Annotated in this window: 11 protein-coding genes; 7 read left to right on the top strand and 4 right to left on the bottom strand. The window is 32.2% G+C overall.

Annotated features, from left to right (window positions below; all coding sequences use genetic code 11):
* Positions 1 to 35: 35 nt before the first annotated feature.
* The 3 genes from porN (IW18_RS10230) (at position 36) to IW18_RS10220 (ending at position 3,379) form a co-directional block, all read left to right on the top strand.
* Positions 36 to 1,025 carry a type IX secretion system ring subunit PorN/GldN gene (gene porN / locus IW18_RS10230; RefSeq protein WP_041517481.1) on the top strand — a complete coding sequence of 330 codons (990 nt, stop codon included), beginning with the start codon at positions 36 to 38 and terminating at the stop codon, positions 1,023 to 1,025.
* A 211-nt stretch (positions 1,026 to 1,236) separates the two neighbouring features.
* On the top strand, positions 1,237 to 2,226 hold the full coding sequence (gene porN, locus IW18_RS10225) for a type IX secretion system ring subunit PorN/GldN (RefSeq protein ID WP_041517480.1): 990 nt from the start codon (positions 1,237 to 1,239) through the stop codon (positions 2,224 to 2,226).
* A gap of 79 nt (positions 2,227 to 2,305) precedes the next feature.
* A complete protein-coding gene (locus IW18_RS10220; RefSeq protein ID WP_041517479.1) occupies positions 2,306 to 3,379 on the top strand; it encodes an NAD(P)/FAD-dependent oxidoreductase in 1,074 nt (357 codons plus the stop codon).
* Here the strand turns inward: IW18_RS10220 and IW18_RS10215 are convergent.
* Positions 3,360 to 3,743: a DUF983 domain-containing protein gene (locus IW18_RS10215; RefSeq protein ID WP_041517478.1), complete on the bottom strand. Its 384-nt coding sequence runs from the start codon at positions 3,741 to 3,743 to the stop codon at positions 3,360 to 3,362. The genes IW18_RS10220 and IW18_RS10215 overlap by 20 nt on opposite strands.
* Before the next feature lie 75 nt (positions 3,744 to 3,818).
* On the opposite strand from IW18_RS10215, the gene abc-f reads away from it, so the two are divergent.
* Entirely contained in the window at positions 3,819 to 5,732 is a 1,914-nt protein-coding gene (gene abc-f / locus IW18_RS10210) for a ribosomal protection-like ABC-F family protein (RefSeq protein WP_041517477.1), read from the top strand.
* A 361-nt stretch (positions 5,733 to 6,093) separates the two neighbouring features.
* Here the strand turns inward: abc-f and IW18_RS10205 are convergent, their stop codons facing one another.
* Positions 6,094 to 7,056 (bottom strand): App1 family protein, encoded by a 963-nt coding sequence (locus tag IW18_RS10205; protein ID WP_041517476.1) that lies wholly within the window; start codon positions 7,054 to 7,056, stop codon positions 6,094 to 6,096.
* 66 nt (positions 7,057 to 7,122) lie between these two features.
* On the opposite strand from IW18_RS10205, the gene IW18_RS10200 reads away from it, so the two are divergent.
* The gene (locus IW18_RS10200) at positions 7,123 to 7,992 is read left to right on the top strand and encodes a diacylglycerol/lipid kinase family protein (RefSeq protein WP_041517475.1); all 870 of its coding nucleotides are present in this window, start codon (positions 7,123 to 7,125) and stop codon (positions 7,990 to 7,992) included.
* 180 nt (positions 7,993 to 8,172) lie between these two features.
* On the opposite strand, the gene IW18_RS10195 is transcribed toward IW18_RS10200, so the two are convergent.
* The gene (locus IW18_RS10195; protein WP_041517474.1) at positions 8,173 to 9,318 is read right to left on the bottom strand and encodes a peptidogalycan biosysnthesis protein; all 1,146 of its coding nucleotides are present in this window, start codon (positions 9,316 to 9,318) and stop codon (positions 8,173 to 8,175) included.
* A gap of 118 nt (positions 9,319 to 9,436) precedes the next feature.
* Complete coding sequence (locus tag IW18_RS10190; RefSeq protein ID WP_041517473.1) at positions 9,437 to 9,925, bottom strand: DUF1761 domain-containing protein; 489 nt, start codon at positions 9,923 to 9,925, stop codon at positions 9,437 to 9,439.
* Between the two features lie 504 nt (positions 9,926 to 10,429).
* Between IW18_RS10190 and IW18_RS10185 the strand changes: the two genes are divergently transcribed.
* Together IW18_RS10185 and IW18_RS10180 are read left to right on the top strand one after the other, a co-directional pair.
* Positions 10,430 to 10,735, top strand: a complete 306-nt coding sequence (locus IW18_RS10185) for a hypothetical protein (RefSeq protein ID WP_041517472.1) — start codon at positions 10,430 to 10,432, stop codon at positions 10,733 to 10,735.
* Positions 10,736 to 10,959: 224 nt separating this feature from the next.
* Positions 10,960 to 13,062 carry a glycoside hydrolase family 97 protein gene (locus tag IW18_RS10180; protein WP_041517471.1) on the top strand — a complete coding sequence of 701 codons (2,103 nt, stop codon included), beginning with the start codon at positions 10,960 to 10,962 and terminating at the stop codon, positions 13,060 to 13,062.
* Positions 13,063 to 13,332 lie beyond the last annotated feature (270 nt).

The raw sequence follows: 13,332 nt of genomic DNA, 5'->3' as shown, positions 1-13,332 counted from the left end.
TAAACCTACATTTAATACTTTATAATAATACCACGATGAAAGTAAGAAATTTTTTAATAGCTATTGTTTCTATCGCTGGAGGTTTTTCTTCTTATGCGCAATCTAATTTGCTAAATGCGAAAACACCTGCTCAGATAGGACTTAAAACTCCTGCGCAACTTATCTCAGATAATGATAAGCCTTTGTCTTATGGTTATGTGGATGATAGAGACATATTGATGGGAAAAACTACGTGGGAGATTATTGATTTAAACGAAAAAATCAACTTTCCAATGTATTTTCCGGTTGATACGGCTAATATTGGTTCAGATAGACGCTCACTTTATGACGTTTTGACGAAAGCTGTGAAGAACGGTAAAATAACTGAAGTTTATAGTGACAGTTATTTCAATACTAAAAAATCTTTGAAAGATATTCAAGGGGCGTTATCTCGTATTGATACAACAGATGCTGGTAGAGAACTTATTAACCAATATCCAGACGACTACAAATCACGTGTTGTGAAAAAGAAAGTAGTTACAGGAACTGGTAAAAATAAAAAGGTTAACTATGTTGAAGAAACAGTTGGTCCAACAAGATCAGTTCCTTCAGAGTATATCTTAAAACAAGATCTTACAGCAGCAGATGTTACACAATATAAAATTAAAGGATACTGGTATTTTGACAAACGTCAAAGTGAACTGAAATATCGTTTACTTGGTATTTGTCCAGTAACTCCAGATGTTTATACAATGAATAGTGACGAAAAGGATTATATTGAGTTGTTTTGGGTTTTCTTCCCTAATGCCAGAGAAGCATTACACGAAGCAAAAGCTTTTAACGATAATAATTCTGCGCTTCCAATTTCATTCGATCAGATCTTAAATTCAAGACGTTTTAATGCAGTAATCTATAAAGAAGAAAACTTGTACGGAGATCGTGAGATCAAAGATTACATGAAAGATAATGCACAAAACCAATTGTTAGAATCTGAAAGAGTAAAAGAGAAGATTCGTAACTTCGAGCAAGATATGTGGAATTACTAAGTATCTGAATAACATTATAATAAAAACTCTCACTACCTTTGTAGTGAGAGTTTTTTTGTTTTAGGCTTATAATGTATCTAATAGATTGATTTCTGAGTAAGATTTAAATTTGAAGATAATTGCAGTGTTATTTTTATTTTTAAAAATAAAGTAGGAAAAATAACAATAAAATGAATATAGCTCCGTTATGTCTCTTATAAATGATTTTATGATGGAATTAAGAAATTTTTTAATAGTTATTGTTCTTATTGTTGGGGGCTTTAATACTAGCGCACAGTCTAACTTATTAAATGCGAAAACAGCTGATCAGATTGGGCTTAAGTCCCATGCGCAACTTATCTCAGACAATGATAAGCCTTTGGCTTATGGTTATATTGATGATAGAGATGTTTTGATGGGAAAGACAGTCTGGGAAATTATTGATTTAAATGAGAAAATCAATTTTCCTTTATATTTTCCTGTTGATACGGTTAATATTGGTTCTGATAGGCGATCATTGTACGACGTTTTAACAAAAAACATTAGAAATGGAAGAATAAATGAAGTTTATAGTGACAGCTACTTCAATACTAAAAAATCTTTAAAAGATATTCAAGGTGCATTGTCTCGTGTTGATACAACAGATGCCGGTAGAGAGCTTATCAATCAATATCCGGATGATTATAGAACGCGTGTTGTAAAGAAAAAAGTTGTTACAGGAACAGGTAAAAATAAAAAGGTTAATTATGTTGAGGAAACTTTAGGGCCAAAAAGGACTGTGCCAGCAGAGTATATTTTAAAGCAAGATCTTACGGCGGCAGATGTTACACAATATAAAATTAAAGGTTATTGGTATTTTGACAAACGTCAAAGTGAACTGAAGTATCGTTTGTTAGGAATTTGCCCTGTCACTCCCGATGTTTATACAATGAACAGCGATGAGAAGGATTACATTGAGTTATTTTGGGTTTTCTTTCCTGACGCAAGGGTTGTATTAAATGAAGCTAAAGCTTTTAATGACAAGAATTCAGCAGCACCAATTTCTTTTGATCAGATTTTAAATTCTCGATATTTTAATGCGATTATCTATAAAGAAGAAAATGTGTATGGAGATCGAGAAATCAAAGATTATATGAAAGATGATGCGCTACAACAATTGCTAGAGTCCGAACGAGTAAAAGAAAAGATTCGTAACTTCGAGGAAGATATGTGGAACTACTAAGTTTCTAAATTACAATTTAACAAAAACTCTTACTACCTTTGTAGTTAAGAGTTTTTTTTTATTTTATTACAAACACTACATGCTTGATTATTTAATTATCGGATCTGGATTGGCTGGAATTTCATTTGCTGAAATTGCCCATAAAAACAATAAATCTATTTTGGTTTTAGATAATAAATCTCAAGTATCATCTCGAGTGGCGGGAGGATTATACAATCCTGTTATTTTGAAACGCTTTAGTGAAGTGTGGAAAGCTCAGGAACAATTAGTTCTAATGGATGAATTTTATTCGCAGATTGAAGATAAGCTACAAACGAAGTTTAATTTTAAGCTTCCAATTTTAAGAAAGTTTTTTTCAATCGAAGAGCAAAACAATTGGTTTACGGCTTCTGACAAAGTTAATTTAGCACCTTTTTTATCAACAAAATTAATCTCCAAAAAGTATGATGGTATTGATTCACCATACGATTATGGAGAGGTTTTGCATACAGGTTATGTAGATACAGCTTTATTACTGGATAGATACAAAGAATATTTACTAGAGAATAATTTGTTATTAGAAGAAACTTTTGATGCAGGTTATATTGAGTTCTTTGATTTTGGCGTTCAGTATAAAAATATTCAGGCACGCAATATTATATTTGCTGAAGGATTTGGATTGCACAAAAATCCCTTCTTTAATTATTTACCTTTAGATGGAACAAAAGGAGAATTGTTTATTATAAAAGCACCAAATTTAAAATTGGATGTTATAGTAAATACCAGTGTTTTTATTCTGCCATTAGGAGATGATTTGTTTAAAGTTGGAGCAACATACAATTGGCAGGACAAAACAGACGATCCTACTGAAGAAGGAAAACAAGAACTTGTAGAACGTATTAAAGAAATTCTCATGTGTGATTTCGAAATCGTAAAGCATTTTGGCGGAGTTCGTCCAACGGTAAAAGACAGAAGACCATTAATAGGAACGCATCATGAACGCACATCCCTTCACATTCTTAACGGATTAGGAACACGCGGCGTAATGCTTGGCCCGGCAATGGCAAAAGCTCTATTCGATAAAATTGAAAATGAAATTCCTTTAGATAGTGAAATTGATATTAAGCGATTTCATAAAAAATACCTAAAGACACTTATTTCTGACCGGCCTTAGGATCATAAGAAACAAACATATTGATGTACAAATTTCTTGAAAGTCGTAAAACAAACGGGAACAATACAATTAATGTGATAACGATTGCCAAAAATGACTCTTCGATACTAGCATTAAAGAAAACAAACGACACAATAAAGGCAGCAATTCCTACGGCAACATTCAAACCGTAACTTACATACATTGCACCATAAAAGAAAGAAGGTTCGATTTGATATTTTAATCCACAATGACTACAATTTTCGTTCATTTTGAGAACTTTAGTCAAATGAAGAGGGTTTTTGTCTGAATACATGCTTTCATTTTGGCATTTTGGACAACTTCCTGTTAAAATACTATTTAGTTTGGATCCTTTTTTTAACATTTGCAAAAAATTAAATTATCCCATCAATTTGGGAGTGTAAATTTACACAATCAATTAGTTATAAAATAACATTACATGCTTAATATACACAATTTATCGGTTTCTTTTGGTGGTACTTATTTATTCGAAGAGGTAACTTTTCGTTTAGGTGCTGGAGATCGAGTTGGACTTGTCGGAAAAAATGGTGCAGGAAAATCGACTATGCTTAAAATGCTGGCAAGAGATTTTGCTCCTGATTCTGGAGTTATTTCTCAAGAGAAAGATATTCGAATGGGGTTTTTACGCCAGGATATTGATTTTGAACGTGGAAGAACTGTATTAGAAGAAGCTTATGAAGCTTTTACCGAAATTAAAGTTGTAGAAAAAAAATTAGAAGAAATCAATCATCAATTGGTTACCAGAACCGATTATGAAAGTGAAGAATACGGCCAGATTATCGAAGATCTTTCTGATTATACACATCGTTTTGATCTTCTTGGAGGTTATAATTATGTTGGAGATACAGAGAAAATTCTTTTAGGGTTAGGATTTAAAAGAGAAGTTTTTAACAACCAAACCGAAACATTTTCAGGAGGTTGGAGAATGCGTATCGAGTTAGCAAAATTATTATTACAATCTAATGATGTATTGCTTCTGGATGAGCCAACCAATCACTTAGATATCGAGAGTATTATTTGGTTAGAGAGTTTCTTGCGTAATTATCCCGGAGTAGTAGTAATTGTATCTCACGATAAAATGTTCTTGGATAATGTAACAAACCGTACGATCGAAATTTCATTAGGAAAAGCATACGATTTTAATAAACCATATTCTCAATATTTAGAATTGCGTCACGAAATTCGCGAAAAGCAATTGGCAACTCAAAAGAATCAGGCCAAGAAAATTGAAGAAACAGAAAAATTAATTGAGAAATTTCGCGCAAAAGCTTCTAAAGCTTCAATGGCGCAATCGTTGATTAAAAAATTAGATAAAGTTGAAAGAATTGAAGTTGATGAAGACGACAATTCTGTAATGAATATTTCTTTTCCAGTTTCAAAAGAACCAGGAAGAGTTGTTGTAGAAGCTGACAAAGTAACGAAGGCTTACGGAGATAAAACGATTTTAAAAGAAATCAGTTTATTGGTAGAACGCGGAAGTAAAATTGCTTTTGTGGGACAAAATGGTCAAGGAAAATCAACATTTATCAAAGCGATTGTTGATGAGTTTGAATACGAAGGAAATATCAAACTTGGACACAATGTACAATTAGGATATTTTGCCCAAAATCAGGCAGAATACCTTGATGGAGAAATTACCTTATTGCAAACTATGGAAGATGCTGCAATGGACACGAATCGTTCTAAAGTTCGTGACATGTTAGGATCATTTTTATTCCGTGGAGACGATGTTGAGAAAAAAGTAAAAGTACTTTCAGGAGGAGAGCGTAACCGTTTAGCACTTTGTAAGTTATTGTTGCAGCCAATTAACGTTTTGCTAATGGATGAGCCAACGAATCACTTAGATATTAAATCTAAAAATGTTCTAAAAGCAGCACTTCAAAAATTTGGTGGAACTTTATTATTGGTTTCTCACGATAGAGATTTCCTGCAAGGAATGTCAAATATCGTTTATGAATTTAAAGACCAACAAATAAAAGAATATTTAGGAGACATCAACTATTTCTTAGAGCAACGCAATCTTGAAAATATGCGTGAAGTTGAGAAAAAAGATGTTGCAAAAGCAGCTGCTCCAAAAGAAAGTAATAAGACCTCATACGAAGATCAGAAAAAAGGAAAAGCGTTGCAAAACCGTTTAAGTAAAGTTGAAAGTCAAATCAAACAATTAGAAAAAGACATTCAGCACGACGATAAATTGTTGCTTTCTAATTATGATAAACATATTGAAGACGCTTCGTTTTTTACAGCATATAACAAAAAGAAAAAAGATTTAGATCAATTGCTATTGGACTGGGAAGTTGTTCAGGAAGAGATTGATAACTTTAATGCTTAATATTTGATTTAGGAGCTATTTCCAGCTTTTCGTTTCAAGTCCTCACAAAAAAAATGCATTTCTAATGTTGCATAAAGAGCTTCTTTCAGTCGCTTTTTTTCAACAAGAAATGCATTTTTTTTTGCTACGGGCTTTCCTCTTCAATCTGGGCTAGAAAAAGGTTTCGTTTTTTTGTTACAGGTTTCAAGTTTATCACAAAATTTGTCATCCCGGGGAACGATGGATCTCCGCAAGTAATTCCTCAAGAAAAATAGCCAATCGTTGTCGAGTTTCGTGTGTGACCTCTCCCTTCGGTCGAGATGACAAAATGCGGTAAACGACTAAGCTAGCTTACTTTTCACATTTCATATATCACAATAAACTACTTAATAATCCCAATAGATTTTGAGTGCATAATCGCTTCGCTGCTATCTTTATAATAACAAACAGCAACTTCTAAGTTTTCTAAATTCTTCAAAATAGTCTTGGTTGATTCTTTTTGTTTCTTTCCGGTTTGCCTAATGTAAACCGCTTTTACAGTAACGGGAAATATTTTACAAATACGTTCGTATAAAATAGGATCATGTTGCGAATCATCTCCCAATAAAACATATTTAAGATTAGGATAAAATTCTAAAACATGTTTAATTTTGTCGAACTTATGATCATGATTCCCTTGTCCGCTCATAAAAAAATCGGCAATACTTCGTTTAATATCTTTTAATAAAATTACCGCTCTTGGTAAGTGATGTATTTTGGTGAATTTCACAATAAATCGGTACAAATTCCACTCACTGCTTGAAACATAAAAAAAAGCATTTTCCTCCTCTTTATTATGTCGACCCGCCGAGCTTAAAGCTTGATAATGTGGTACAACATCTTTAAAAACCTTTCGGTCATTCACATTTTTAAAAAGTAAAATGTATATTTTTCGAAAGAAATTGTGCGTATGCGAAATCAAAAAAGTATCATCAATGTCAGATATAATTCCGAGTTTTCCTTTATGAGGTCTTATAAAAGTGCCTTTTTCTGTAATTGATTCGTTTTCAGATTTGATAGTAACTTCGTATGGAATCCATCCAAAATGAGTTTCTTTTTCTAGCGGAATACAAAATTTAAAATAGCCATCATCCAGTGTTTTGGTGTGGATTTCCTGATTGCCACATTTTAGATAAACATCAAAATTTTGAAGCGTTTTTATTCTGAACTGATTAATGATCGAAGTTGCATTTTTAAAGTTTTTCTTCTGAAAATCATAGTCATACGTTCTCTTAAAAACATGACCCATTACAATTAATTCTTCTTCATTGGCATAACCTCGATATAATTGTAAAATTGGTTTCATTAATTGCGTATATTTATAGATGGATGCTGTAAATTAATTATTTTAATTGACTTTAAAAATTAAATTTTGAAAAAGAATATCATATTTGTTGTAAATCCTATTTCGGGAGATCTGGATAAATCAGATTTAGTTGATGCAGTGCAAGAGTTTGCGACTACAAATCATTTTCATCTGGAAGTTTATGAAACCACAGGAAAAAAAGATCAGGAAAAAATACAATCACTTTATAATGAATACCAACCAGAGCGAATTGTCGTGGCTGGCGGCGACGGAACCATAAAAATGGTTGCAGAAGCAATGGAAAAATATGATGTAATTATTGGGATTTTGCCTGCCGGTTCTGCGAACGGATTGTCTGTCGATTTAAATTTACCAACTACAATAGAAGAGAATCTAAAAATTGCCTTTCTAAGTAGTTATATCGAAATGGATATGATTAGTATTAACGGCAAAAAAAGCATTCATTTAAGCGATATTGGTGTCAATGCTAGTTTGGTAAAGAATTACGAAGAAAGTAATTTAAGAGGCTTGTGGGGTTATGCATTGCAAGCTTATTCGGCATTAAAAGAATCCGAAGAACCTTTTGTAGCTACAATAACAGCCAATAATGAAGTTGTAGAGCACACGGCAAGAATGATTGTTATAGCCAATTCTCAAAAGTATGGAACAGGCGTAATCATAAATCCAAACGGAGCGATGAACGACGGGAAATTTGAATTGGTAATTTTAAAAAGCCTCGATTTGTTATTAATCGGAAAGATTATCACGGGAAATATGCCAATTGACTCAGACGATATTGTGATTATTTCGACAGATAGAGCCACAATAAAAACAGATTATCCAGTTAATTTTCAAATTGATGGAGAGTATTGCGGTGCACAAACTGATTTAGAAATTCATATTTTACACAAGCAAATGAAGATTGCGATACCGTAAATGAAAATTGAACTTTGACAAAGTTTTGCACAAAAGAACCACAATCATTGTCATTTCGACGAAGGAGAAATCACACTAGAAATTCCGTTTCTAAAGTCGTCAATTTTTGTAGAATATTGGATGCGATTTCTCCTACGTCGAAATGACAAAAAAGCGCAGACCAACTATAGTAAAAGCTCTTTATTTAAAAGGATTTCTTTCCTGCCAATCCGTTTTAGGTTCTAAATAATTGAACAGTTTAGCAATATTATGATTGATTAAACTATTGCTGTGTGTAATAAGTCCGTACATTTTTAAAGGTTTTGCTCCCACAGAACTTTTAATTTCAAGAGCAGTTCGGGCAAAAACAATTTCAGAAAAACCTTGATTAATAGAGTAGGCGATCATATCATATAACATGTTTAAATACAGCATTTTTTCACGCTGAATCGTTTCGTCATATCCTAAAAAATAAGTATCCATTACATTTCCGTTTTTAATCAATGTATTGAAACCTATTAATTTTTCATCTATAAAATATCCGTAAAATAAGAAATCATCTTTCATAATTTCTTTAAAAAAACTAAAGTGATTTCTGGCTAAGAAAAAAGTATTAAAAGGAGCATTCTTGGCTACATGAAAATACAAGTCGTAAATAACGTCTTCATATCTTTTAATATCAGCCAAACCCATTTTTTGTTTAACTATTCCGTCTGCTTTTTTTCGTGCACGTTTGTATTGGTCTCTATATTTCTTTGATAAGGCATCAATATAATCCTGTTCAGAATTCCAGTTTTTATTAATTTCAAAAACCATATTTGGCTGAGTCGAAAACGTATAATTGTTTTTAAATTCAGCTTGCAAAGGTTCAATTTCTTCAGATGTAAAATCTTTTATACTTGTAATATGAACTTTTTTGCCACTAGTTTTCAAGTCTTTCTTAAGCTGATTAATTGCTTTATGCAAGGTCTTTATCAGTTTGGTCTGACTTACTTTTTGGTCAAAAGCAAAAGCATTTTGACCTGTAAGCATATTGTTGCCGACAAATAATACATGAGAAGCAAAATTTTTAAAAGCAAAATTTCGTACAGAAGTCTTTAAACACTGATCGCGTTCTCCAAAAGATTCAAGTCTTTCGGCAAATAAAAATTGAGTGATAACAATTCCTGCTAATTTATCGTCGTTAAAAATTCCAATAAAATGGCAAATCATATTTACAGGACACGAGTTTTCCAGCACCTCGAGATATTCTCTGGTCAAGAAAATATTATCTACAGCCAGCGAATTCCATTCTAAAGGCAGTAAAGATGTGTTGTTGTAAATTTCGAAAGAATAAGTTGTATTCAAAAGAGTGTGCTAATTTCTTCAAAATTAGATAATATTTGTAACAACTTAGTTTGTTTAAGTTATTATTAAGAAAAACTCGTTTGAAATAAAATTTCAAACGAGTTTCAGACTAAATGATTTATGCAAATCCGCAGATAATACCACCCATTAAAGTAAGCGTAACAATCCAGTATCCTGCATGAATAAATATGTATTTCCATGATTTTCTTTCAAATAAACCATTAATGCCAATCATAGGAAAAGCAAAAAATAAGCCCGACATAAAGCCGTGAAGTGCTCCGTGTTTAAAAGTACGGTAAGCAGTTCCGTAATCTGCCATAAAAGCAGCAAATGATGGTTTTGCAGTATCTAATAAAGGAGGTCCGCCAACCATTCCAATTGCGCCCGTTTGATGAATAGTTAGTGCCATTAATATAACAGTAATCATTAACGAAAAAATGTAAGTAAACCCAAATATTTTGAGCATATTTCCAGTTTTAAGTTCTTCTTGAGTAAGATTGTTTTCTCTCATCCAGATAGTTCCAAACACTTTTGGATTGTACCAAATAAATCCAACAACAAGTGTTACAAGTGCCGATAGAAAGAATGCGATAGGGTTAAATTCCATAATATGAGGTTTTTAGATTAGTGTATCAAATTTAAACAAAAAAACGGCTAATTTAACAGTTTTACTTTATTGTAAAATAATTAGCGTTAAAATAAAATTTATTAACACTTTGTCGGTATTATGTGTATTATAGCTATAAAATTTATAATTTGGCCAAGCGAAAATATTCCAAATTTCTGATGAAAATGGAAAACCATTTTTATTAGAAATTAATACCGAAAAAGAAATTACAATTGTTACCCCAAATTAATCGTGCTTATAAATGAATTTACAATCGTTCAAATAGATGATTAAATATATTTAGTTAATTGTTTAAAAGCCGTAATTCGTTACGGTTTTTTTACGCTTAAAAAACAATGTTATTTCATCAAAAAAATAACATTTAATTTAGATTGTATTTTTTAGTTATTTACTTTTTTTGCATAACTTTATTACTTCAATTTTGCACAATAAATAAATTGAAGTACAAAAAAATAATAATTTAACCTTTTTAATTATAAAATTATGGTAGTACAGTATCAAGGTGAACAATACGGAAAGCCAACTACATTTACAATAAGAATCATTGGGAATAACTTATCTAAAAGTAGTTCTAATTATCAAATCGATTTATTGGTAGGAGACAAGCAATTGCCAATTTTTACAACCTCAATTCATCAGAGTTTGTCGAACTGTCTAAAAGAAATTTACTTGTTTAGAAAACATAACGGAATTACATTTAATGCTTCGTCAGAAAAAGTTTCAACGCCTTTAGTACCTTACGATCAGGTTTTGTACAACTATAACAAAAATGCTTTGTTTATGGCTTAAGCATTTATATGTTGCTTTAAGATTTTTAAAAGACCGTTCCTGTGAATGGTCTTTTTTTATGCTCATTTTCCAATAAATCTGTACTTAATTTTACGCAGAAATTTCACAATAAAAACACGGCTAATTTTGTAATCGCAGTTTTTTAGTCTTTAAAGTATAACCTTTTCATAAATTTTATTATGTTTGCTAAATCGATTTAGCAACTATTGAAACTTTCTTGATTTATGAAAAATATACTTTTACTCTGTCTTTTTATTGTCGTTTCGAATGCATTTGTAAATGCTCAGGAATTAAAATCGCCCGATGGAAATTTGACACTAACATTCCAACTCAATAAAGAGGGGGTTCCAACTTATTCTCTAAACTACAAGAAAAAAGAAGTAATTAAAGAAAGCAAGTTAGGTTTTGTTTTAAAATCTGATATAATGCTTAATCAAGGTTTTCAAATTGCGGCAACAAAATTCCAATCAGAAAACAGCACTTGGAAACCTGTTTTAGGAGAGCAAAAAGAAATTCAAAATCAATACAATGAATTAAAGGCCGATCTTGTACAAGAAAAAAGTAAACGAAAAGTATCTATTTATTTCCGTTTGTTTAACGATGGTCTAGGTTTTAGATACGAATTTCCAGTACAGGATAATTTACGTCATTTTGTTATTCAGGAAGAAACAACAGAGTTTAACCTGACTGGCGATCATAAACTTTTTTGGATTCCGGGAGATTATGATACCAACGAATATAGTTATACAACTTCTAAAATATCAGAGATGCAATCTTTGGTTTATAATGCAACCCATGTTCCGCTTGCGGCACAGGCAACCATTAAAAATTTGGCAACTCAAACGCCCTTAATGATGAAGACCAATGAGGGACTTTACATTAATATTCACGAAGCAGCTTTAAAAAATTATCCCGCAATGTGTTTGAATGTAGATGATAAAACATATTCGATGAGTTCGCACCTTGTTCCTGATGCAGTTGGAAATAAAGGATATATTCAAACCGGAAGTTTTACGCCTTGGAGAACAATTGTTGTGAGCGATGATGCGCGCAAAATTTTAACTTCAAAAATGATTTTAAATTTAAATGAGCCTTGCGATTTTGAAGATACTTCTTGGATTAAGCCTGTAAAATATATTGGTGTTTGGTGGGAATATTTTACCGGTGGAGGATCGACTTGGGCATATTCAGACAATCAGGATGTTGTTATTGGGAAAACTGATTTTTCGCAATTAAAGCCAAATAAAACTCACGGGGCGAATACTAAGCACGTAAAAGAATATATAGATTTTGCTGCAACAAATGGTTTTGATGCCGTTTTGGTCGAAGGATGGAATGAAGGTTGGGAAGACAATACAGCTTTTAAGAAAGAACGCATTTATAGTTTTACAAAAGCATATCCGGATTTTGATGTAAAAGATTTAAGCGATTACGCTGCTAAAAAGAATGTGAAAATTATCATGCATCATGAAACTACATCTTCGACTTCAGAGTATGAGCGACAATTAAATGACGCATTAAATTTTATGGTAGACAATAAATATAACGCAGTGAAAACAGGTTATGTTGGGCCAATAATTCCAAGAGGAGAACATCACGACGGACAGCAAATGGTTAATCATTATACTTATGTTGCAAAAGAAGCTGCCAAACACAAAATCATGGTAGATTCTCATGAAGCAGTTCGACCTACAGGGTTACATCGTACTTATCCAAACTGGTTTGCTCAGGAATCAGCAAGAGGAACTGAGTTTGAATCTATGGAAGGAATTCATCCAGATCATACAACAATTTTACCTTTTACAAGATTAATGGGTGGCCCGATGGATTATACACCAGGGATTTTTCAGGGAGATTTGTCGGTTTACGGATCTAAAAAGAATAAGTTAAGTACAACATTAGTAAAACAATTGGCTCTATATGTAACAATGTACAGTCCGCTGCAAATGGCTGCCGATTTACCTGAGAATTATTTACGTTTTAATGATGCGTTTCAGTTTATTAAAGATGTAGCATTAGATTGGGATGAAACTTATATTCTTGAAGCAGAACCAGGCGACTATATTACTATTGCAAGAAAAACTAAAGGAAAGCAAGAATGGTTTGTAGGCGGGATTACAGATGAAAATTCACGCACGGCAACAATTGATTTTAGTTTTCTACCTGCGGGGAAATCATACACAGCAATAATTTATGAAGATGGAAAAACTGCAGATTACAAAACGAATCCGCAATCGTACAACATTCGAAAAATAACAGTAAACAGTAAAACCAAATTAAAGCAAAAACTGGCATCTAGTGGCGGAGTTGCTATTTCTGTAAAATAAATTGTTTGAGATAGTACGCGGATGACACAGATTCGCTATCGCGAAAACACTGATTAAAACGGATTTTTTTCTTACTGGCATTTGGTGAAAAAAATCTGCTTAATCTGCCAAATCTGCAAGAGAAAAAGGTTAGCCACTGATTACAAGGATTAAAATGATTTTGTCTCAGGCTCGTTAAGTAGATAGAGATAAAGAAAAAAATTAGTGAGAATTTGTGCAATTCGTGGCGAAAAAAAGCACACAGATATTTTAAAATCATTTTAATCCTTG

The sequence above is a fragment of the Flavobacterium hibernum genome (assembly GCF_000832125.1).
In the GTDB taxonomy this organism is placed as follows: Bacteria; Bacteroidota; Bacteroidia; order Flavobacteriales; family Flavobacteriaceae; genus Flavobacterium; species Flavobacterium hibernum.
Note: the sequence above shows the minus strand (reverse complement) of the source record. Positions and strands in the feature narration are given on the sequence as shown.